Here is a 23,568-nt window from a genome sequence, read left to right on the forward strand (position 1 = left end):
TCATCCAGAAAGTCTTCCTTTTGTGTTCTCTTTTATTCAGCAATCAAGGTTTCTAGACCAACCTTCATCATATCTGTGAAGGTATTTTGGCGTTCTTCTGCAGTTGTGTCTTCGTCTGGATTGACCAAACTATCAGATATGGTCATGATAGCAAGCGCATCAACATGGTGCTGAGCAGCCAGATAGTAAAGAGCTGCTGCTTCCATTTCCACAGCCTTGACTCCCCATTTACCAAGCTCGATGTTCTTTTCAAAGTAGTTTGAATAAAAGACATCAGAAGACAAAACGTTCCCAACGTGGGTGGTCATACCGAGTTCTTTGGCGATATGGTAAGCCTTATCTAGCAAATCAAAGCTAGCGATTTGTGGGAAATCGTACTGTGGCCAGTCATTGCGGATGATGTTAGAGTTGGTTGCAGCTGCCTGAGCCAAAACCAATTCACGGACGTGAACATCTTCATTCAAAGAACCCGCAGTTCCCACACGAATCAATTTCTTCACACCGTAGTCAACAATCAACTCACGCGCATAAATCGAAATAGATGGCATTCCCATCCCAGTTCCCATAACAGATACACGGTGGCCCTTGTAAGTACCAGTGTAACCAAACATGTTACGCACTTCGTTAAAACAAACAGCATCTTCAAGGAAATTCTCCGCAATAAACTTAGCACGAAGAGGATCCCCAGGAAGAAGAATTTTATCAGCAATTTCACCCTGCTGAGCAGCAATATGGATAGACATAATTTATGATACAAAGAGCGACAAGAAAACGACTGAAAATTAGGAATCTGACGAGAAATCCTGATTTTTCAGTCAGATTATCTATTTTCCAAGTTTTCCGCTCGTGTTCAAATCAGAACACACGCTCTACCTTTCTTTATTTTATATTGAGAAAGATACCAAACCCGTCAAAAAGCAAAGGGAAAATAGGAGTTGAGTGCAGTGAGCGATGCTCGCTAGACCAACTATCTTTTTCCCACTGCTTTTAGGGTGGGGTCAATTCCTTTCTTTCTTAACTTTGATGATATTGAGAAGATTAGACCGGATTCAATTCAAACCCGAACTCCCCTTCTCTTCTGAGTTTTTAGAAAAGTTTTCCGCTCGTGTTCAAATCAAAACACATGCTCTACCTTTCTTTTTTATATTTTATATTGAGAAAGATACCAAACTCGTTAAAAAGCCAAAGGGAAAATAGGAGTGGGGCGCAGTGAGCGATGCTCGCTAGACCAACTATCTTTTCCCACTGCTTTTATGATGGGTTCAATTCCTTTCTTAATTTTGATAATATTGAGAAGAGTAGATCGGATTCAATTCAAACCCGAACTCCCCTTCCTTTCTAAGTTTTTCCGCTCATGTTCAAATTAGAACACGCGCTCTACCTTTCTGTTTATACTCTTTGAAAATCTCTTCAAATCACGTCAACGTCGCCTTGCCGTAGGTATGGTTACTGACTTCGTCAGTTCTATCCACAACCTCAAAACAGTGTTTTGAGCTGACTTCGTCAGTTCTATCCACAACCTCAAAACAGTGTTTTGAGCTGACTTCGTCAGTTATATCTACAACCTCAAAGCAGTGCTTTGAGCAGCCTGCGGCTAGTTTCCTAGTTTACTCTTTGATTTTCATTGAGTATTAATTTTGTTCTTTCACAGAGAGCTACCTGAGTTCTATTCAAGCTCAGGTAGTACTTCTCTTATGAACTAAATCATCTAACTGTCATTGTATCATCAGATTACAAGACATCGTCATCAGAAATCTTAGAATTTAATGTTGTTCCCCAATGGGTAATTTTACGGTGGGGTTGAGCTAAAATTGGTCTGTTTTCATAGATTGTTTGCCATCTATTCCATAGTAGACCTGTCTTTTTCTCAATCTTAATTCGCAGATTTCTCATGTTTCCTTTGATTGGGAGGTTGAGGACAAAACCTGCAGTCTGGTTGCGACCGTTTCCTTCCCAAGAACGACTACGAACAACTTGGTTTCCATCTTTGTCTACTGTAACTTCTTCCCAAGTTATAGAGTAGCGGGCAATATAAGCTCCACTATGTTGAATTGTCAATGTTTTGTCTTTCACAGGCGTTTGACTGATTGGTTGAACTGGCTTAGAAACTTGTGTCGCCGTCTCACCATTCGTAGCGATAAAGCGGAAAACTTCTACTTCTGCAAGACTGAGGGCTTGATTGTTCTTACGTAGTTGCACACGAACACGGCGTCCCAATTTCCCATTTAATTGAACATCCAAGCTCGTTCCGTCAAGTTTAGCAACATACTGTCTAGCAACTTCTTTCCCTTTTTCATCATATAAAATCACATCAAAGTCTGACAGACGTTTAGAAAGCTCTCCATCCCCACGGTTATGAAGGCGAACAAGTCCTACCTGTTCTGTACGACCTAAATCAACTTCCCACCAAGGCTGGTTTTCAAATTTTGTATGGGTAATTGATTGCTGGCTATAACTACTATTGGTATTGCCATCCAAGGCACGACTAGCATCTCCACCAAAATCAGTAGAACTTTGCTTAGCTTGTTTTTTCCAAGCGATATTCTCAGCACGATATACTTGGACTTCTGCAAGACTGAGGGCATTATAGCCTTCTAGCTCAATCCGAACATAGCGCGCTTTTTTATGGTTAATCGCAATTTGTGCTGACACATCTTTAAGAGATGTTATGCGTTTTCTCTCAATTTCTTTACCAGAACTGTCTAAAAGAATGACATCAAAGTTTGCCAATCTATCCTGGGCAGTGTCTGTGCGGTTGTAAATATTGATTTGGCGAATGGTTTCTTCTTTAGCCAAATCTACTTGCCACCAAGGTTTAGATTGGAAGCTGGTATGAGTGACAGAATTGTGACCATAGTTACCATCAACTTTGCCATCCACAACTCTTCTAGCATCTCCTCCGAAAGCTGTCGAACTTTGAGTAACCTGTTTCCCTAAGGCAATATTTTCCATTGGTTCAGCGCTTGGTTGACTAGCAGATTGAGGCAGAGCCTGTTTCTTAAAGAAGCGCACTTTATCCAATTTCGGATCACGATAACCATGTTTATCCAAGGTAGCTCGTTTACCAATATTAAAGTTAGGAATATCATTCATTCGACTTTCAAAATAGCCACGAGAACGGTGTTTAAAGCGTGAATTACCTGTAAATGTAACAATATCACGATCATTATGAATCAAGGGAGTCACAACATTATCATTATCAACCACATAATGCTTAATTTTTCCACTAACAGCTAGTTTACGGCTTTCCAAACCAACATCCCAGAAACCATTCTTAGCATTCCAAACCGTTCTGGAAGTAATCACTTTAGGAGCACTGAAAGTCGTCACTTTCCGTAATACATGGTTATAAAAATCAGGATATTTTTGGTAAGCTTCAACCGCTGCAATCTGAGCTAGGTAGCCTCCAAGAGAATGACCTGTCATATACAATTTCGTAATACTTGTATCCTTAACTAATTCCCCAACAACCTTGCGGATATCATCCGCTTGCGCTGGTTTATTTCCTCCTAACAAAACAAAATCTGCACTTAAATCTTTCGCATCATTCCGTCTTGTTCCACGAATAGCCAACATGTGCACCGTTCCATCTTTGAGATAAGGAAGGTCGCTCTTGGTCTCAAATAAGAAAGCATCCAAGCCACTATCTGTATGGTATGCTTTTTTCATCTTCCAGAAAGGAGCCAATTCATTGTGCATGAGTTTGTATTCTTGACGGTCAAGATAGAAACTAGGGAAAGGATTCTTATGATCTAAAATTTTCTCAATATAATCATCGTCTCGATAGGCTAACTCCATAAAGAGAAGAGAATCACGGTCTGTGACATACCATTCTTTCTTATTGTCGTCTTCCCCATCTGCCAAACCATCCCCATCACTGTCTGCTAGCAAGGGATGACTGTTATATCCTAGATAATCCTTACCATCTTTGTTGTACACATAAAGTTCATCTTTGTTTTTGATGCCATCTTGGTCATCATCCCCTTCCAAATCAAGAACTTTTTCACCATAGAGAGATTCATCAATCAAATCATTTTCTAAATGCAATTCCCCTTTGGAAATCTTCACCAAATCTTCTGCTGTTAGAGAACGAGTATTTGTTGGTTTTTCTGTCACAACTTCCTCTTTAGTTTCTTCTACAGGAGCATGAATAGGTGAGTCTTGAGTAAGCTCTGTTATCTCTACTTTTGACTCTTCCCTTTTGTTTTCAAGAACTTCACTTGCTTGGAAGCGGTTGAGGAGCTAGTATTGACTCCTCTGTAAGAGGAGTTTCTAGTTTTGGAGCAACATTTTCTGGCTCTCTCAATTCCTCCTTAGAATCTAGCACTCTTGTTGCCACTTCAGATGTTACATCTTGCTTTAGTTCATTGGCTGAAATTCCAGCTGGAGCTAGAAATGCGAAGCCGACTGCAACAGATACAACTCCGATACTTAATTTTTTTATGCCAAAACGCATCATTCGTTGACCAATTTTCATTATTTCTTATCTTTCTTTTCGTTTATTTATAAGCAGACTCAAACTAAATCTCCTTGTCCCCTATCTAGGACAAGACTGAGAAATTCAGAAAGTAATACTCTTCGAAAATCTCTTCAAACCACGTCAGCGTCGCCTGACCGTAGATATGGTCACTGACTTCGTCAGTCTTATCTACAACCTCAAAACTGTGTTTTGAGCAACCTGCGGCTAACTTCCTAGTTTGCTCTTTGATTTTCATTGAGTATAAATTCATTCTTATCTCTTCTTATCATACTAGTCTGCTTGGCTAGGAAGCTAATGCTAGTATCCTAGAATCTTGTCTTTCACAATGCTAACTATCAGACTCTTTCAGTTACAAGAGTAGGAAGAAACCCATAGTCTACCTATGTTTCTTCTTTGTTCCGAATAGTCAACCATGAAAGGAAAGAGGCATTCTCCCTTTTAAATCTTTTTTCTTACAATTCTGCAAGAATCGCTTTAAGCAAGCCTTTAAAGTCACCTTTGACACGTTCGGTTACTTCTACAACTTCTTCGTGATTGAGTTCTTCTTGGAAACCAGCCGCAAAGTTAGTAATACATGAAATTCCTAGAACTTTCAAGCCAGAGTGGGCTGCCACGATAACTTCAGGAACCGTAGACATACCAACTGCATCTGCTCCCAGTGTCTTATAGGCACGGATTTCTGCTGGTGTTTCATAAGTTGGACCAGTAACACCGATATAGACACCTTCATCAAGCTTGATATCAAGTTTTTTAGCAACTTCATGGGCAGTAGCACGGTATTCTGGAGTGTAGGCCTTAGACATATCTGGGAAACGTGGACCAAAGTCATCCAAGTTTTCACCCATCAATGGATTTTGCCCCGTCATGTTGATATGGTCTGAGATAGCCATCAAAGTACCAGGACCATATCCAATACCACCAGCTGCATTGGTTACAATGACACCTTCACATCCAAGAACTTTCATGACACGTACTGGGAAAGTCACGATCTCCAGAGGATTTCCTTCGTAAAAATGGAAACGACCTTGAAGAGCCAAGACCTTGCGACCTGCAAGGTCACCATATACTAATTTACCAGCGTGACCGACTACTGTAGAGCGGCCCCAGTTTGGAATCTCAGCATAGTCTACTGCAACTGGATTTTCGATTTCTTCTGCCAGTTCTCCCAGTCCTGATCCAAGGATTAGACCGAACTCAGGCGCTTGAATTCCCTTGTCTTTCAGGAAAGCAGCTGTTTCATGGATTTTGTTTAAAAATGTCATTGTGTGTCTCCTTTATTATTTTTTTAGCATTTGACCGATTTTTTCAAAAGTTTTAGCATTGCGAATGGTAATGTGGCGATAGAAAGGCATCTTGAGCAGATCCTTGTGATAGGCAGTTTTAGAGTAGGTTTCTTCAGAAAATTTCCCCAGAAAATCCCAAGTTTTCCAAAATAAAGCACTTCATCTTTCAGCTCTAAACTTTCAACTGTCGCGATGACTTGGTCCACATCCAAACCCTCAGTGTAAAAGAGAAAATCTTTTCGTGCCAAGTCTCTGTTCCACCAAGCTGGTAGATTTTCAAGTTCCGCCTCAAAGTCCTCTAGACTCAGTAAAGAAAAGCTCTGAATAAATGGATAATGGACTGCAAAGAAAGTCTCTAGCTTTTCAACCAATTGGGCTTTGGAATCTATCGAAGTAAAGAAAATATTGCCACTATTGATGTAGCTCTCAACCTTTTCCAGTCCCAAGTTTGTCAATTCTTGACGAAGCTCCGCCATGACGACCTTATTCTTACCACCAACATTGATACCTCTCACCAGCAAAGCATAGCGCGTCATCTTATACCAATTTATCTAAGAAACTTTCCCCAATCATAGCAGTTTCCACACCAAAGTTATCGGCAACAGTCGCTGAAATATCTGCAAAATGTCCTACTGGAATGAGACCATTTCCTTTAAAGGCAGGGCTATAGGCCAACAATGGAATATATTCCCGAGTGTGATCCGTTCCTGCATACGTTGGGTCATTTCCATGGTCCGCAGTAATCAAGAGAAGGTCATTCTCTCTCATAGCTGCGATAATTTCAGGTAAGCGTTCATCAAACTCATGCAAACAATCACGGTAACCGTGAGCATTACGACGATGGCCGTAAAGGGCATCAAAGTCAACTAGGTTTGTGAATGAGAATCCTTTTTCAAACTCAGCAAGTCCCATAGTCTTCAATAGTGTATCAATTCCATGACTATTTGACTTGTTGTGACCCATGTCATGGTTGATACCAGCACCGTTAAAGATATCGTTGATTTTACCCACAGCATAAGTATCGATACCAGCCTCATTCAATTTATCCAAAACAGTTGGGGAAAATGGAGATACAGCCAAGTCACGACGGTTTGCCGTACGAGTGAAGTTACCTGGTTCACCTACATAAGGGCGAGCAATGATGCGACCAAGAAGGGCAGGACGCTCAAGGGTAATCGAACGAGCGTATTCACAGATACGGTACAATTCATCCAAAGGAATAATGTCTTCGTGGGCAGCAATCTGCAAAACAGGGTCAGCTGAAGTATAGATAATCAACTCTCCAGTTTCCATCTGACGTGGTCCAAAATCATCGATAACAGCCGTTCCTGAATAAGGTTTGTTGGCTTCACGAATAACCTTGCGTCCTGAGAATTCTTCGATTTTTGTCAGGATTTCTTCTGGGAATCCGTTCCAGAAAGTATCGAAAGGCTCAGTAATGTTGAGTCCCATGATTTCCCAGTGTCCAGTCATAGTATCCTTACCAAGAGATACTTCCTCTAATTTTGTTGCATATCCAGTTGGATTGCTTTCAGCTGCTACAGTCTTAAGAGGAGTTTCACGAGGAATATTTCCAAGACCTATTTTAGCCATGTTTGGGACATTCAAACCAACTGTTTTTGAAATGTGTCCCAGTGTGTCAGAAGCTCCATCTGGAACCCCTGCATTGACAAAGTTATTAGCATCTGGTGCTGCACCGATTCCTACAGAATCCAGTACCACCAAATGAATACGATTAAATTTAGACATCTTATGCCCCCTTCTATTTTCCTTTTTTTGAAGTTGAAATCTGAACTCCATCTCGTCCAGCAACGATTACCTTATCCACCATTTGGTTGAATAAACCATGCTCCACAACACCAACGACATGGTCCAATTCTTGTCCAAAAGCAATTGGATTTTCAATGACATCCAAGGCGAGGTCAATGATAAAATTCTGCATATCCGTCACAAAACGTTGGCCGTCTTTTTCACGGAAACTTGGTTTGTAGCCAGCTCGCTCAAAACGACGAAAGACTTGTTCTGCGCCATACTGAACCACTTCTACTGGCAATTTAAAAGCACCTAGTTTTTCGACCAGCTTGCTTTCATCCACCACCCAAATGTATTCTTTTGATGGTGTTGCGACCACCTTTTCCATGAGAAGGGCACCACCACCGCCTTTGATTCCGTTAAACTGACTATCCACTTCATCCGCGCCATCAACCGTCACATCGACAAAGTCTACTTGGTCAATAGACTTGAGCGGGATATTAAGGCCTTCTGCCTGTTTAGTGGTCACACTAGAAGTTGTTACAGCTGTAATCTGCAATCCTTCTTCCTTGATACGACGACCGATTTCTTCTACAAAATAATAGGCAGTCGAGCCTGTTCCAAGTCCAACGACCATTCCATCGCTCACGAACTCAGCAGCCTTGATACCTGCCATTTTCTTCAGATTTTCCACCGATTTACCTCCATCATTCTCAGTTCTTATTCTACTATGAAATCGCTTTTTATTCAAGTAAAAAGATCAAATTTACATTTTTTATCAATCTTCCTTTGAAAACATGCATTTTATTTTTATAAAACGAATAAAAATGAATTTATCTTTTATGTATTTGCTTTGTTCATCTCTTTCCAGTTCCAAAAACAAGACCTTAACTTTGATACGTCTAGTTTAGCATTAAAGCAGGCGCATTTCAAGAATCATAAATTAAGAGAAGGAAGTGGGTTTATCTATCTATTTTAAACAAGTTTATCTTTGCTTACCCTCTCTTGTTGACAAATAATTTTCATTACTTTAGGAATACAATTACTAATCTCCGTTGGCAAAACCACATACTGTTCTTGAGCTAGTTCTTGGGCAATAGCTGAATGAAGATGGGTCGCTACCGTCACACATTCGTAGAGACTGGCCTGTCGGAATTGGCCTGCAAATCCTGCAATCATTCCAGCAAGAGTATCTCCCATCCCCCCAGTCGCCTGATAGGGACCGCCGACCTGTAACTGGTAATAATCAGATTGGCTAGCTTGCCAAATACGAGTAGTAGGACCTTTCTCCACCAAAATTGTTCCTTGAGGAAATGAAGTCAGGGCACTAGCTGTTGCATCTTCCTTTTGCTTTTCAATAGCAATACCAGACAGCTTTTCCCATTCTTTTTGGTGGGGAGTTAGGATAAGCTGGTTAGACGGAAACGACAAACTTGTCCTAGCAAGAATGGTCAGGGCACCACCATCTACAATCAAAATCTGATTCTGTTTTAAGCTAGCAAAGACCTGTTTGACTAGATCTTCTCCAAAAGCATCGTCTCCTAAACCAGGTCCCAGCAAGACAACTTCTGCCTTCTCCAACTGCTCTTTTAACAATTGCTTGTCTTGAAGAGAAAATGCCATAGCCTCAGGTAAATGGCTGTGCAGAGCTGGAATATTTTCCCTGTCCGTTCCAACGGTCACCAATCCTGCACCACTCTTAACAGCAGCTAGTGCAGCCATGATGATAGCACCTCCATAAGGATAAGTGCCACCAAGCAGCAGCAGACGACCATGGTCTCCTTTATGACTTGTACGAGAACGTTCAATAATAACTTTTTCTAGTAAAGTTTGATCAATCACTTTCATCGTTTTTTCCTCTCGCTTTTATTATACAACAAAAAGGAGGCGCAGACCTCCTTTTGTAATCTTATATCTAAAATTTAATACTCATTTCTGCCATTTCAGATATAGCTATAGAAAATACACTCTCTTCAGCGATTTTTCTCTTATTTTCTATCCAATGTCCGAACTGCCGCCTGATAAGTTTGCTCCATCAGCATGGTAATGGTCATAGGACCGACACCTCCAGGGACTGGCGTGATATGACTAGCAAGTGGTGCAACTGCCTCATAATCCACATCCCCACAAAGCTTGCCATTTTCATCACGATTCATCCCAACATCAATGACTACCGCACCTGGTTTGACAAAATCAGGAGTCACAAACTTAGCACGACCGATTGCGACCACCAGAATATCTGCTTTAGCAGCCACCTTGGCAAGATTATGGGTGCGTGAATGGGTCAAGGTTACTGTTGCATTTTTGGCTAAAAGAAGCTGGGCCATGGGTTTTCCAACAATGTTTGAACGACCGATGACGACCGCATTTTTACCTTCTAATTCAATCCCATATTCATGAAACATTTCCATAATTCCTGCAGGTGTCGAAGGAATCATGACTGGATGACCAGACCAGAGACGCCCCATGTTTAAGGGATGGAACCCATCCACATCCTTTTCTGGATCAATAGACAATAGAACCGCCTCTTCATCAATGTGTTTTGGTAATGGCAACTGGACCAAAATCCCATGCCAAGCTGGATCCTGATTATATTTAGCAATCAGGTCTAACAATTCCTCTTGAGCAATGGTCTCTGGAACTCGCACTACTTCGCTACGGAAACCAGCCGCAAGAGCTGACCTCTCCTTGTTGCGAACGTAGACTTGGCTGGCTGGATTATCCCCAACCAAAATCACTACCAAACCAGGTACTAGACCTGTTTCTTCCTTTAATTTTGCAGTCTTTTCAGCCAATTGCCCCTGCAATTTGACCGCTAATGCTTTCCCATCAATGATCTGTGTCATATCACTTCTCTTTTCTTTCAAATATCTTCCATTATAGCAAAAACTGCCTGCACCCCCTAACACTTATTTCCTAGGCTATCCTATAGTTTCAAACTATAAGAAAAAGCTCTGGTTGAGCTTTTCACTAATCTTGTCTTGAAATTTTAAAATAGATTATAAAACCTTACTCAAGAAGTCTTTAGTCCGTTGTTCTTGGGTTTGTTCAAAAATCTGTTCAGGTATTCCGTCTTCAACAACCACACCGTCTGCCATAAAGATGACATGATCTGCCACCTCACGGGCAAATCCCATCTCATGTGTTACGATAACCATGGTCATTCCTGACTTGGCTAGATCTTGCATAACAGCCAATACCTCACCCACCATTTCAGGATCCAAGGCTGAAGTTGGCTCGTCAAAGAGTAAAACATCTGGTTCCATAGCCAACCCACGCGCGATAGCAATCCGTTGCTGCTGCCCACCTGACAAACTCTGTGGATAAGCGTCTGCCTTATCCTACAAACCAACTTTTTCCAACAGCTCTTGAGCTCTCTTCTCAGCAACTGCCTTGCTTTCACCTTTGGTCTTGATAGGTGACAAGGTAATATTTTCCATCACAGTCATATTAGGAAAGAGATTAAATTGTTGGAAAACCATGCCCATCTTCTCACGCATGGCAAAGAGGTCATTCTTCTTGTCCGTAATATCGACTCCCTCAAAGATAACCTTCCCCTTGGTTGCTTCCTCCAACAAATTCATAGAGCGAAGCAAGGTAGATTTCCCGCTCCCCGAAGGACCGATGATAACGACAACTTCTCCTCTTTTAATCTCGAGGTTGATGCCCTTCAATACTTCATTCTTTCCAAAAGATTTATGTAAATTTTCAATTTTTATCAAGATTTCTGTCATTATTTCTTATCTCCTTGTCCCATATGTTTTTCAAAAGCTTTCAAGGCTACTGTCAGAATAGAGGTCATAATCAAGTAGTAAAATGCTGCAAATAAAAGTGGTGTTAAAGGTAGATAGGTTGTTGTAGAAACTGTTGTAGCCCCATTCCACAACTCCATGACCCCAATAGCTGATAAGAGGGAGCTGTCCTTGATAATGGTGATAAATTCGTTCCCCAATGCTGGCAAGATATTTTTGATTGCTTGTGGCAAAATCACATAACGCATCGCATTTTTAGGACGAATCCCTAAAGAATAGGCCGCCTCTAACTGCCCCTTAGGAACCGCATTAATCCCAGCACGAACAGTCTCAGAAACATAAGCACCACTGTTCATAGAAATAATCAAAATCCCTGGAATCAGACGAGAAAGATCAACACCCAAAATCCCAACCTGAATAGTCGGAGCATTGATGTGCATAAGAGCAAAGGTAATCATAATCTGAACCATCATCGGTGTCCCACGGAAAATCCAAACGTACAAGTTGGCCAGCCAAACAAGCGGTTTAAACTTTGAACGTTGCCCAAAAGCCAAGACAACCCCCAAAATGGTTCCCAAAATGACAACACAGATAGAAATAAGAACCGTCACAACAGCCCCATAGTTAAAATAAGGTAAATACTTAGGTAAAAAAGAAAAATTCATAGTCACACTGCTTTCTAAAATAGAATACTGTATGATTATAACGTATATTGAATTAAAATTCAAATCTTTTATCCAATTTATTTAAAAATCTTTAAACTAGCAGAATTAGCGAGAAATCTTAGTTTTTTTCTAGTCAAGTTGGCCTCCTTTATGGTAAAATAGTAACGATAAGAAATGAAGGAGAATCAAAATGGAATCACATTTGGTTAGAATCATCAACCGCCTTGAAGCAATGGCAAACGATGGCGGAAATTTAAAACGTAATTTTGAACGTGAAGGAGTTGTTGTTGCAGAAGTTGCGTACAGCCACGACGAAGAAAACGGCTCAATCTTTACCCTTCGTGACGTAGAAGCTCGCGAAACGTATACGTTTGATAGCATTGACTTAATTGCAATGGAGATTTACGAACTTCTCTACTAATCTAAAACAAGCTGGGATTGTCCCTGCATGTCTAACCAAAATCCTTTTTGTCTCACAAATAGGATTTTTTTATAGTCCAAATTCACAAAAATTTTCATTGTAACAACTTTTCAAAGCTGCAATCTTTTTACTTGCTTTACACCCCAATCCTGTTATAATGAGAGTATAGGAATTTGACTATTTTTGACCTTTAAACAGATCAGGATAAAGAAAGAAATGAGGTAGATGTATGCTTTGTCAAAACTGTAAAATCAACGACTCAACAATTCATCTTTACACCAATCTCAATGGAAAACAAAAACAAATTGACCTCTGTCAAAACTGCTACAAGATTATCAAAACAGATCCTAACAATAGCCTCTTCAAAGGTATGACGGATCTGAACAATCGTGACTTCGATCCCTTTGGTGATTTTTTCAATGACCTAAACAATTTCAGACCTTCTAGCAATACTCCTCCTATTCCCCCAACCCAATCAGGTGGAGGTTACGGTGGAAACGGCGGTTATGGTTCCCAAAATCGTGGTTCTGCTCAAACTCCACCAGCAAGCCAAGAAAAAGGCCTGCTGGAAGAATTTGGTATCAACGTAACTGAGATTGCCCGTCGTGGAGACATTGACCCCGTTATTGGGCGCGACAATGAGATTATCCGTGTCATCGAGATTCTCAATCGTAGAACCAAGAATAATCCTGTTCTTATCGGTGAACCGGGTGTCGGAAAAACGGCCGTTGTCGAAGGTCTAGCTCAGAAAATCGTTGATGGCGATGTTCCACATAAACTCCAAGGTAAACAAGTCATCCGTCTGGATGTGGTTAGCTTGGTGCAAGGAACGGGGATCCGTGGACAATTTGAAGAACGCATGCAAAAACTCATGGAAGAAATTCGCAAACGTGAGGACATCATCCTCTTTATCGATGAAATCCATGAAATTGTCGGTGCTGGTTCTGCGAGTGATGGTAATATGGACGCAGGAAATATCCTCAAGCCAGCCCTTGCTCGTGGGGAACTGCAACTGGTCGGCGCTACTACCCTCAATGAATACCGTATCATTGAAAAGGATGCTGCCCTCGAGCGTCGTATGCAGCCTGTCAAGGTTGATGAACCAACGGTGGAAGAAACAATCACTATCCTCAAAGGGATTCAAAAGAAATACGAAGACTACCACCACGTTCAATATACCGATGCTGCAATTGAAGCAGCTGCAACTCTTTCCAATCGTTACATCCAAGATCGCTTCTTACCTGACAAGGCCATTGACCTCCTAGATGAAGCTGGTTCTAAGATGAATTTGACCTTGAATTTTGTAGACCCTAAAGTCATTGATCAGCGCTTGATTGAGGCTGAAAATCTCAAGTCTCAAGCTACACGAGAAGAAGATTTTGAAAAAGCCGCCTACTTCCGTGACCAGATTGCCAAATATAAGGAAATGCAAAAGAAAAAGGTCACAGACCAGGATACTCCAATCATCAGTGAAAAAACCATTGAGCATATTATTGAGCAGAAAACCAACATCCCTGTTGGTGATTTAAAAGAGAAAGAACAATCTCAACTCATCCATCTAGCCGAAGATCTCAAGTCTCATATTATTGGCCAAGATGATGCAGTCGATAAGATTGCTAAGGCTATTCGCCGTAATCGTGTCGGTCTTGGTACGCCTAACCGTCCAATTGGAAGCTTCCTCTTTGTCGGACCAACTGGGGTCGGTAAGACAGAACTTTCCAAACAATTAGCTATCGAACTCTTTGGTTCTGCTGATAGTATGATTCGCTTTGATATGAGTGAATACATGGAAAAACACAGTGTGGCTAAGTTGGTCGGCGCTCCTCCAGGTTATGTTGGCTATGATGAGGCTGGTCAATTAACTGAAAAAGTTCGCCGCAATCCATATTCTCTCATCCTTCTCGATGAAGTGGAAAAAGCTCACCCAGATGTTATGCACATGTTTCTACAAGTCTTGGACGATGGTCGTTTGACAGATGGGCAAGGACGGACCGTTAGCTTCAAGGATGCCATCATTATCATGACCTCAAATGCAGGTACAGGTAAGTCTGAAGCCAACGTTGGATTTGGGGCTACTAGAGAAGGACGTACCAACTCTGTTCTCGGTGAACTCGGCAACTTCTTTAGCCCAGAGTTTATGAACCGTTTTGATGGCATTATCGAATTTAAGGCTCTCAGCAAGGATAATCTCCTTCAGATTGTCGAGCTCATGCTAGCAGATGTTAACAAGCGCCTCTCTAGCAACAACATTCATTTGGATGTAACTGACAAGGTCAAGGAAAAGCTGGTTGACCTAGGTTATGATCCAAAAATGGGAGCACGCCCACTTCGTCGGACTATTCAAGACTATATTGAGGACGCAATCACTGACTACTACCTTGAAAATCCAAGCGAAAAAGACCTCAAAGCAGTTCTGACTAGCAAGGGAAACATTCAAATTAAGTCTGCCAAAAAAGTTGAAGTAAAAACTTATGAAAAAGAAGTATAAATCCTATAGAAAAGGAGTAGAAAATGAAAATTTTCTGCTCTTTTTACTAAAATAACTATAAGTTCTTGACAGCTCTGCCTTTGTCCATTATGATAATAATAAAGATACTAGATAATGAGGAAAATGCAATGGCAAACCCAACTTTCGGAGAAAAAAAGCAAATACAGACTATGTTGCACGCTATGGAGTGTATGCAGTTATCCCTGACGCTAAACAAAAACAAATTGTTCTTGTTCAAGCACCTAATGGCGCTTGGTTCCTACCAGGTGGCGAAATTGAAGTAGGTGAAAATCATCAGGAAGCCCTAAAGCGTGAATTGATTGAAGAGCTTGGTTTCACAGCTGAAATTGGTACCTATTATGGACAGGCTGATGAATACTTCTACTCTCGTCATCGTGATACCTACTACTACAATCCTGCCCACCTCTATGAAGCGACTTCTTTCAAAGAAGTGCAAAATCCACTAGAAGACTTTAATCATATTGCCTGGTTCCCTATTGACGAGGCTATCCAAAATCTTAAACGTGGTAGCCATAAATGGGCCATCCAATCTTGGAAAAAACAGCATAAGATTGACTAATACTCTTCGAAAATCTCTTCAAACCACGTCAGCGTCGCCTGACCGTAGATATGGTCACTGACTTCGTCAGTCTTATCTACAACCTCAAAACTGTGTTTTGAGCAACCTGCGGCTAGCTTCCTAGTTCGCTCTTTGATTTTCATTGAGTATAAATCAAGCGACTTTATTCAAAAAGTGCTATAATAGAATTAGAAAATCGGAGGAAATATTATGAAGCTTATCAATACGACAAACTCACACTCGCAACTTGTAAAAAGTCAGCTAGAAAGTACAGATGCAACCCTTGTTGAGGTTTATTCTGCAGGGAATACAGATGTTATTTTTACCCAAGCGCCGCTTCACTATGAAATCCTCATCTCAAACAAACACCGTGCTATTCGTGAGCCTGAAATCGAAACCATTCAAGAATTTTTCTTGAAACGTAAAATTAATAAGGACTCTATTGATGAAGCCAATATCAAGACACTCTACTCAGAGAAATTAATTGGAATTTCAATCCCAATCCAGTGAGGAAATTGAGTAAAAACTCTACTTGAGCGAAAGTCCAATAAGTCTTCCCACAATAAAACGCATAGTATTGAGGTACACTGTACACTCGCTATTATGCGTTTTTATATAGTAGATTGAAACTATAATAGTACACCTCTACTTCTAAAACATTGTTAGAAATCGGTTTGACTGTCCTGATCGATTTGTCCTATTCTTATTTCATTTTATAGTCATTTAGTTTTAAAAAGCATTCCAAACATTCAAAAATAGTTGGAACTTCCCTTAATAAATCCGTCACTTTCTTTTTCAAGATAGCCCAAGCTTGCTCAATAGGATTCAAATCTGGTGAATAAGGCGGTAGAGGTAAGAAAAAGTGTTTATCTTGGATGCAGAGTTCATCCAAAATGTTCTTGGGATCAAAACTAGCATTGTCCATGATAATAACACGAGGTGTCTTCAAAGCAGGTAGAAGTTGCGTTTTGAACCACTCCACAAAGAAATCGCTTGTCATGCTGTTCTTGTAAATCATGGGAGCTATAAACTCTCCGTCTACTTGTCCTGCAACAATTGAAGTTCGCTCAAAACGAGTCCGCTAATCTTTTCATAGACTTTCTCCCCTCTAGGAGCCCCTGCATAAGGACGATAGAGGTAGCGGCCGATTCCTGTTTCATCAATATATACGATTGGTAAATCGTTTAGGTTATCCAAAATATCAAGAAACTCAGCGACTTTCTCTGGGTCTTGTTCCTTAAAGCTCGTCATCTTTTTTTGAAGTGACCTTCATCTGCTTTAAAGCTGCCCATACTGAAGGGACAGCACAATTAAAATGTGCCGCAATTTCCCGTAAAAAAGCATCTGGATGAGCCTCTACAAAGGCTTTCAATTCCTCTAAAGGAATCTTTCGGTTTTTGACGACTCGCTTTTTCCTCTCTAAGTGTCCTTGTTCACGTAAGTTCTTTTCCCACGTGAAGAGAGTTCTGACGCCAACATCAAAAACCTTGGCTGCCTCGACATGGCTGTGCCCCTCTTTGATGTAATCTAATGCTCGCTGTTTAAAATCTGTACTATATGCCATAGCTTTATTATAACATGCTTGTTTGAAACTAAGCAACTATACTATAATTTGAATCCTTTTGCTCACGATACTACTATAGAAATCAAGCATGAGTAAAACCAGTGGAACTTACCCTGACACGGAATTCCACTGGTTTTTATGATTTTTCTCAGACTAACTTCCAATTCTACTAGCGGTGGAACTTACTTTGGGAATTTAGCTTGTATTCTCTACTCACTTTTTGAAAAAGTTACAAGTCCAATAACTGACAACAAGAGAGAAATTCCAGAAATACTTAGCATAATAGAAATCATGTTATTCTCACCAGTGGCTGGTAACTGTTTTCCTTCTTTGATGACTGTAGCTAAAAGCACTTGTTGATCACTTCCAGCTAGTGTTTTATTCTCATGCTTAGCTTCTATATTGGAATGATGTATTGTAATTGATGTAGCTTTCTCAATTTTATCATTGCTAATTGAAGGCTTAATAGTTGAGACTTGTCTATTTTGACTTACTAATTTAACAGGTTGCACTTGAGAAATGGCTTGATCGTTACAACTGGTTTAGCTGGAATAACTGGATTAACTGGTGCAACTGCTTTAGTTGGATCAACCTACTTAACTGGTACAACTGGTTTGATTGGGATCTCTACTTTATTAGCCTTAAGTTTTACAACCGTTTCTTTTAGAGCTTTGATTACTTCATTAATTTCTTCTTGACTAGCTTCTGCATTTTCCAAAAGTAGCTTAGCTTTGTTGAAAATAAGATGATATGCATCTTTCTCCTCTTTGCTAGCTGTCAAAAATCTTGGATCTTTTTCTTGGAACTTCACTTCATCCTCGATAACATTCTTTAGGCTCATAAAATCTGTTTCTTTCCCATTCAGCTGGTCTTGAGCTTGCAAGAAAGTGGTCAACAGACGGTCAATTTCATCTTGAGTTATCAAATCTTTTGTAATTAATAATGCCAAGAGTTTAAATTCACGATCATATTGACCTTTGCGTTCTTGATCAGAATTTATATATTTACCTTTTTTAACTGTCTCAGCATATGCTTTAATGGCATTCTTCAATGATGTGATATCAGATTCCTTACCATCCAATGTTTGCATAGCAGACTCTAAAGCCTTAACAATTTGGTCAATTTTATCTTGGTTAAGTTTACTTCCCAATGCTAGTTGCGCATCTTTGACACTTTGCTCAAACATCTCTTTTAAATTCTGTTTTGTATTATAATATCTTGGAGTTTTAACTACTTCCATTTGTTTATTTAAAGCTGCAATCAGAGCTAACTTAGAAACAACTGAAAGTGACAAAACATTATTTTTACCAAACAGAACTTTAAATGGTTGAAGATTATCAAGTAATTCATAACCGTTTGACAGATTTACAAGAACTTTATATTCACCAGTAACCACTTTCTTACCATAAGAATGTTTACCATATGTTTCAGCTGGCAAGACTTGACTCTGACCGTCTTCACCTACTAAAGTAATCATTGTAGTTCCAGGAACAGCTTGATTAAAGCCAACCGTTACTGGGGCATATTTCATTTTGTTAGCCAAGAAGGTAATAGTTTGAAAACTATTTTCTTTCGTTAAATCAAATTCCTTAGATAGAGCACTCACAAATTTCAACTCTGTACGATCATAGCTAAAAATTTCTGCAACATAATGTCCAAATTTCAAGAAATTAATATCTTTTGACTTATCAACGGTTACATATTGACCTTCGCTATTTTTAATGCGATAAACATAAGTTGTATCAATCTCATCATTGGTTTTATTGTTTAGTATAGCAATTTTTACACGACCACTATTTTCTTCACCTACAAGATCTTTGAGAGATATAAAATCTACATTTCCCGCAAAGTCTTCCACATAATAGAAGATTTTCGATTTATCAATGTTCTTAGGAAGTGTATAACTACCATCTTCATTTTGTTTGATAATCTGATACTGTTCGATTTCTGAATCTGCCTCCTCTCTATTTTCAGAAGGACGAATATAAAAGACTTTTTCTAGAAGAATTCCGCCATTTCCGACATCCTGAGGTTTACGAGCTATAAATTGTTCTTGATTTTTTTGAGAACGAATATATCCCGAAGTAATCAGAGGTTTTTGTGTATCGATTTGAATTTTAAATATTGTGTATTGTTCTTCAGCTCCAGGGACATCTGGCTTATAACTAATAACATAGTCATAAATTCCATCAGAGACTCGATTTCCATTAGAATCCTGTCCTCCCCAAGCTGTTTTATCTACAATGTAACTTCTTGGATTTCTAGTATCGCCATCAAAATAATTTTTCACAAGGTCTGTTGGACGACTTTGCCAAATAGGCTGACTGTGTGTTGTATCCGAAGAATCATAAACAGTTGCACGAAGATTTACCAAGTTTCTATAGACAAGAGTTTTAAATTGAACAGAATCTTTATTACCATCATCGTTCGGCGAGATAGCAAGGCGAACATTACCCTTTTCATCTAATTGAAGATGGTATTTTCCTTCATCATCTTGTTTCACTCCGAGTACAGTCACTCGATTTCCTTGACGCTCTGCTTTTAAAACATTTACATCATTTTCAGAACTTGTTAAATAAGTTGCATCGTCTGAAGGTGAAATTCCTGGATTATCTTTATCAATTTCAGAGTAAAATCCACTGTTTCCTTCCTTAATCAATTGATAAATTGGTTTTTCAATTGCAGGTAGATTTTGGAATTCTCCCTTAAATCCCATAAATGGTAAACCAATAACAGAACCATCATCTGCAGGATTGACAAATCTAACAAATCCTTCTAGAAAATAACCATTTGGCATTATTTTGCTAAGTTCTTCAGTAAACTTACTTGTATCTACACTAACTGTTACTGTCTTCGTACTATGAGCTTTCACAGTTACTTCGGGCCAAACTGTTTCAGTTAGTTTTCGTGGACGGAGAGTGAATTTTCCTTCTTCAACTTCGTCCGTATTTGTATTTACAATCATCTTCAATGTTCGGTCTTTATCCGAAATATTATGAATTGTAACTTCAAAGGTAAATTTATCACCAACATTACCAAGAGTAACACTTGGATAATTATTTGCACCTGTTACAAATAGATCTGTGCTTGTTGCCGCCATCGTGTCAACTACGCCAGCACCTTGGTGACGTGGAGAAGTATAGGCTCCAGTTTGTTTATTAAAATGTGGTTTTGCAGTAGACATAATTAAAGCTTTTACAATCTCTGAAATTTGACTAGCTGATAATTCAGGATGTTTCTTTGCTAAATATTCTTTGACTAATGCTGCGACACCAGCTACATGAGGGGCCGCCATACTTGTTCCACTTATACTTCCATAACTATTGTCGTTAAATGATGAATAGATATTTCCACCAGGTGCAGTAACATCTGGTTTCAATTGTCCATCTGTTGTAACTCCCCAACTTGAAAAATCTGACAATTGGTCTGCAACATCTGATTTACGATTATCCATCTTGTGATTAAAGACAATTTTATACTGACCAGACTTAAGAATTTCACCATAATATTTTGAAATAAAGACAGATGGGATTTTCTTAGCATCACCTGTAACAGACATACTAACATTTGCACCTTCAACGTTGTTATAAATTAAAACTCCAGCTGCACCGTGTTGAAGAGCATTTTTAATCTTATCAGAGAAATGGATTTTACCACGTTGAATCAGTGCTAACTTACCTCTTACATCAATATTAGCAAAATCTTCTTCACGACCAATACCCGTTGCTACATATTCGTATTCTTTCCCTTTTTCAAAATCTTTTTCTGTTTCAGGTCTATTAAAATCAAACTTACCATAATCAAGGGTAGCGTCATTTTCTAAACCTTTTACTTCAAAGACTTCAGTAGTTAGAATTTTATTATTAATCGAAGCAACAGAAATTGAATCTTCTACTGTAGAGGGATTTCCGACGAGACCATAATCAGGATTTTCTGCTAATGGTTGTGAAAAACCTCTACCGAAAGTATTGCTATTACCAGCAGCAATAACAACAGATACTCCTTTAGTGCGTGCTCTTTTTACTGCTTCAATAATATCTGAACCCGCATCTACAGTTGAACCCGCACCTGCACCCAAACTCATATTGATCACATCCGCACCTAACGCAACTGCGTCATCAACGGCTTTTACATAGAGGGCAGAGGCTGTAGTTTTATCTCTATCTGAAAAAACTCTCATAAACATAATTTGAGCTTCTGGCGCCACCCCATAAACCTTCTCAGAATTCGGGGCTTTATTAACTGGATTTCCAGCTACAATACCAGTAACGTGCATTCCATGAGACTCTTTTTCAGCCTCTTTTATATTATCAGTTCCATCAAAGTAATCATAAGCATATACTACTTTGTCACTGTACCATTTTCCATAGTCAATACCTAAGCAGCTTTTTTAGCTTTTTCGATATCATCCTGATTTTTAAATTTCGCCTTTGACGGATCAGAAATACGCAGAACTTCATGATTCAAATCAAGGCCTGAATCTATAACAGCGACTACAGTTCCTTGCCCTTTGTGTCCTGCTTCCCATGTTTTAGGGACAGTAATCATTTCATTACTGGAGATACTATTTGGCTTTTCTTTATGTCCACTTTGAGATAACGACTGTGATTGTGAACTTTCGGAAGAAGAACTTCTTTCTACTGCTGATTCTTCCTTCTTCTCTTCACTTTTTATAGCAGTCTTTTCTTTCTGTGTGATTACATTCTTGTCTGACTTATTATCTCTATATTCTATAGAATCATCTTGTTTTACTGACGCTGTCGCTTCTGTTTTTTCCTTTGAAGAAGAATCTAGAGCATTCTTGTCAGCCGTGACTGACGGTGCGAGCTTATGTGAATCATCTAATTTATTAATTATTACTGCATGTGTAACTTGATTGGATGTTTCAAATTTCCCCTCAGCAGCACTAACCTGTACTGAAGCAAATCTGCATGCAAAGACCGATAGCAGAAAAATCGTTGCTATTTGGTACTTTTTATGACAAAAATCTTTGCAGTCTCCCATAAAATCACTCCTTTTTATTTAAATTAAAAGTATTATATCCTAAATTATCTGAAAATTCTATCAAAAACTTATTTTGTAACAAAATTGTAATATTAATCACTCTTCTCATGTAATTTAAACATAAAGAAATTTAATCTCGATTAATACAAGACTAAATTTCTTTATTAAATAATTACTTTCCATTCAATTACTCATTAAGCAAAAACCTTACTAATCACGGTCATAGAATAGTTCATGTGCTTTTATAGTAGATTGAAACTAGAATAGTACACCTCTACTTCTAAAACATTGTTAGAAATCGATTTGACTGTCCTGATCGATTTGTCCTATTCTTATTTCATTTTACTATAATCGTGAATTAAGCATTTCAGGAACTGTGACAAACGTAACCGTACAATAACGAAGTCTATTGAAAAATCTCCAGATTAGTGAACTTAGCGATAGTTCCTAATCTGGAGATTTCTTATTTTCACCTTTCTTGTACAACTTTAGTCCATAGTAAATAAGCCTCTAAAACCTCTTTTTACGAGAGTTTCCTCGTTTGGAAGATATTCTAGAAGATAGGATAGATATTTCTCGCTATGTAATTGATGACGTTTAGCTGTTTCCAACAAGCTCATAATAATAGCTCTTGCTTTAGCTCCTTCAAAACTTTGAGAAAACAACCACCCTCGCTTTTTAAAATTTAGCTTAGGCTAAAAGAGTCCACTGGACTCTTTTACTCCGTCCCATTTTAGCGTGACTACCACGCTTTGTTCTATCTTTCTTCATATTTAAATAATATCAAAACCAAGCATTAATTTCAATGATAAATAAGTAAACTCATGGCTTTTGAGTAAGTCATAACCACCCGTGAAAACGGGTGGCTTGTACATAAACTATAAGCCGTTTCTCTCCAGCGGCGTCTAAAGACGCTCGCTGAACTTCGTTCAGGTCGTGCTATATTACTTGACTAATGCCCGTCACAACGGGCTTTTACCTTGTTCTAAATCCGCCATCAGAAAACGGATCTTCATATTCTTTTACACTCAGCTTATCGAGTGCAATGTCATTCTTTTCCTGCTCGCGAATATATTTAGCTACGGTCTTTTCGTTTAGTCCAACGGTACTTACATAGTATCCCCTAGCCCAGAACTTTCGATTTCCATACTTATATTTTAAATTAGCGTGCTTATCAAATATCATCAATGCACTTTTGCTCTTGAGATACCCCATAAAATCGGAAATCGAAAGTTTGGGAGGTATCAATACAAGCAGGTGTACATGGTCTGGCATCATATGACCTTCGATAATCTCCACGCCACGACAACCGCATAGATGTTTAATAATATCTATCAAATCCGACCTGACTTTGTAATATATCGCCTTACGGCGATACTTAGGTGTAAAAACTATATGATATTTGCACATCCATTTAGTATGTGATAAACTGTAACTGGTTTTAGCCATTTATTTTTCCTCCTTTATCTAACCTGAACAATTAGATTATACTTGGAAAAATAAATGGAAGCTAGAAGCCTTGTCAGCCACCAGCATAGCTGGTGGTTTTCTTGTTTTTCTCTACGAGAAAAACTGGCTT

The 23,568-nt window shown here is 39.2% G+C and carries 16 protein-coding genes and 7 pseudogenes; 4 read left to right on the forward strand and 19 right to left on the reverse strand.

Going from position 1 to position 23,568, the window contains the following annotated elements; translation table 11 throughout:
- Window positions 1-32 precede the first annotated feature (32 nt).
- The 13 genes and pseudogenes from deoD to QMQ21_RS08965 all read right to left on the reverse strand — a co-directional run bounded on the left by deoD (window position 33) and on the right by QMQ21_RS08965 (window position 11,932).
- Window positions 33-743: a purine-nucleoside phosphorylase gene (deoD, locus tag QMQ21_RS08905; RefSeq protein WP_000022091.1), complete on the reverse strand. Its 711-nt coding sequence runs from the start codon at window positions 741-743 to the stop codon at window positions 33-35.
- Between the two features lie 988 nt (window positions 744-1,731).
- Complete coding sequence (locus tag QMQ21_RS08910) at window positions 1,732-2,241, reverse strand: thiol-activated cytolysin C-terminal domain-containing protein (protein WP_029713529.1); 510 nt, start codon at window positions 2,239-2,241, stop codon at window positions 1,732-1,734.
- Window positions 2,227-3,798 (reverse strand): annotated as a pseudogene (locus tag QMQ21_RS19480) (galactose-binding domain-containing protein); the annotation flags it as partial. The pseudogene QMQ21_RS19480 and the gene QMQ21_RS08910, both read right to left, overlap by 15 nt.
- A gap of 418 nt (window positions 3,799-4,216) precedes the next feature.
- Window positions 4,217-4,477 carry a YSIRK-type signal peptide-containing protein gene (locus QMQ21_RS19485; protein ID WP_261814301.1) on the reverse strand — a complete coding sequence of 87 codons (261 nt, stop codon included), beginning with the start codon at window positions 4,475-4,477 and terminating at the stop codon, window positions 4,217-4,219.
- Between the two features lie 64 nt (window positions 4,478-4,541).
- Window positions 4,542-4,730 (reverse strand): hypothetical protein, encoded by a 189-nt coding sequence (locus QMQ21_RS08925; RefSeq protein ID WP_001055454.1) that lies wholly within the window; start codon window positions 4,728-4,730, stop codon window positions 4,542-4,544.
- Window positions 4,731-4,932: 202 nt separating this feature from the next.
- The gene (locus tag QMQ21_RS08930) at window positions 4,933-5,742 is read right to left on the reverse strand and encodes a purine-nucleoside phosphorylase (RefSeq protein ID WP_261814302.1); all 810 of its coding nucleotides are present in this window, start codon (window positions 5,740-5,742) and stop codon (window positions 4,933-4,935) included.
- Window positions 5,743-5,757: 15 nt separating this feature from the next.
- Window positions 5,758-6,299, reverse strand: a pseudogene (locus QMQ21_RS08935) (DUF1697 domain-containing protein).
- Between the two features lies 1 nt (window position 6,300).
- A complete protein-coding gene (locus QMQ21_RS08940) occupies window positions 6,301-7,512 on the reverse strand; it encodes a phosphopentomutase (RefSeq protein WP_000033102.1) in 1,212 nt (403 codons plus the stop codon).
- A gap of 13 nt (window positions 7,513-7,525) precedes the next feature.
- The gene (rpiA, locus tag QMQ21_RS08945) at window positions 7,526-8,209 is read right to left on the reverse strand and encodes a ribose-5-phosphate isomerase RpiA (protein ID WP_000429303.1); all 684 of its coding nucleotides are present in this window, start codon (window positions 8,207-8,209) and stop codon (window positions 7,526-7,528) included.
- A 281-nt stretch (window positions 8,210-8,490) separates the two neighbouring features.
- Window positions 8,491-9,363 (reverse strand): NAD(P)H-hydrate dehydratase, encoded by an 873-nt coding sequence (locus QMQ21_RS08950; RefSeq protein WP_261814303.1) that lies wholly within the window; start codon window positions 9,361-9,363, stop codon window positions 8,491-8,493.
- 140 nt (window positions 9,364-9,503) lie between these two features.
- The gene (locus tag QMQ21_RS08955) at window positions 9,504-10,361 is read right to left on the reverse strand and encodes a bifunctional methylenetetrahydrofolate dehydrogenase/methenyltetrahydrofolate cyclohydrolase (RefSeq protein WP_284525288.1); all 858 of its coding nucleotides are present in this window, start codon (window positions 10,359-10,361) and stop codon (window positions 9,504-9,506) included.
- Window positions 10,362-10,514: 153 nt separating this feature from the next.
- Window positions 10,515-11,249: pseudogene (locus tag QMQ21_RS08960) on the reverse strand (amino acid ABC transporter ATP-binding protein).
- Window positions 11,249-11,932 carry an amino acid ABC transporter permease gene (locus QMQ21_RS08965; RefSeq protein WP_031222958.1) on the reverse strand — a complete coding sequence of 228 codons (684 nt, stop codon included), beginning with the start codon at window positions 11,930-11,932 and terminating at the stop codon, window positions 11,249-11,251. The pseudogene QMQ21_RS08960 and the gene QMQ21_RS08965 overlap by 1 nt, the downstream one beginning before the upstream one ends.
- 190 nt (window positions 11,933-12,122) lie before the next feature.
- Between QMQ21_RS08965 and QMQ21_RS08970 the strand changes: the two genes are divergently transcribed.
- From QMQ21_RS08970 to QMQ21_RS08980, 3 genes and pseudogenes are all read left to right on the forward strand, one after another.
- On the forward strand, window positions 12,123-12,353 hold the full coding sequence (locus QMQ21_RS08970; RefSeq protein WP_000443574.1) for a DUF1797 family protein: 231 nt from the start codon (window positions 12,123-12,125) through the stop codon (window positions 12,351-12,353).
- Window positions 12,354-12,582: 229 nt separating this feature from the next.
- Window positions 12,583-14,841, forward strand: coding sequence for an ATP-dependent Clp protease ATP-binding subunit (locus QMQ21_RS08975; RefSeq protein ID WP_138706518.1), 2,259 nt, complete (start codon window positions 12,583-12,585; stop codon window positions 14,839-14,841).
- 128 nt (window positions 14,842-14,969) lie between these two features.
- Window positions 14,970-15,421, forward strand: a pseudogene (locus tag QMQ21_RS08980) (NUDIX hydrolase).
- Here the strand turns inward: QMQ21_RS08980 and QMQ21_RS08985 are convergent.
- A complete protein-coding gene (locus QMQ21_RS08985; protein WP_023938216.1) occupies window positions 15,418-15,564 on the reverse strand; it encodes a hypothetical protein in 147 nt (48 codons plus the stop codon). The pseudogene QMQ21_RS08980 and the gene QMQ21_RS08985 overlap by 4 nt on opposite strands.
- A 67-nt stretch (window positions 15,565-15,631) precedes the next feature.
- Here QMQ21_RS08985 and QMQ21_RS08990 point away from each other — a divergent pair, with 67 nt between their 5' ends.
- Window positions 15,632-15,931 carry a DUF1827 family protein gene (locus QMQ21_RS08990; RefSeq protein ID WP_138702259.1) on the forward strand — a complete coding sequence of 100 codons (300 nt, stop codon included), beginning with the start codon at window positions 15,632-15,634 and terminating at the stop codon, window positions 15,929-15,931.
- A 193-nt stretch (window positions 15,932-16,124) separates the two neighbouring features.
- Here the strand turns inward: QMQ21_RS08990 and QMQ21_RS08995 are convergent.
- The 5 genes and pseudogenes from QMQ21_RS08995 to tnpA form a co-directional block, all read right to left on the reverse strand.
- Window positions 16,125-16,985, reverse strand: a pseudogene (locus tag QMQ21_RS08995) (IS630 family transposase).
- Window positions 16,986-17,194: 209 nt separating this feature from the next.
- Complete coding sequence (locus QMQ21_RS09000; RefSeq protein ID WP_261814305.1) at window positions 17,195-17,497, reverse strand: LPXTG cell wall anchor domain-containing protein; 303 nt, start codon at window positions 17,495-17,497, stop codon at window positions 17,195-17,197.
- An 80-nt stretch (window positions 17,498-17,577) separates the two neighbouring features.
- Window positions 17,578-21,989, reverse strand: a pseudogene (locus QMQ21_RS09005) (S8 family serine peptidase).
- 469 nt (window positions 21,990-22,458) lie between these two features.
- Window positions 22,459-22,666 (reverse strand): annotated as a pseudogene (locus QMQ21_RS09010) (IS66 family transposase); the annotation flags it as partial.
- Between the two features lie 298 nt (window positions 22,667-22,964).
- Window positions 22,965-23,438: an IS200/IS605 family transposase gene (gene tnpA / locus QMQ21_RS09015; protein WP_001140801.1), complete on the reverse strand. Its 474-nt coding sequence runs from the start codon at window positions 23,436-23,438 to the stop codon at window positions 22,965-22,967.
- Between the last annotated feature and the right edge of the window lie 130 nt (window positions 23,439-23,568).

Source organism: Streptococcus bouchesdurhonensis, from assembly GCF_948472335.1.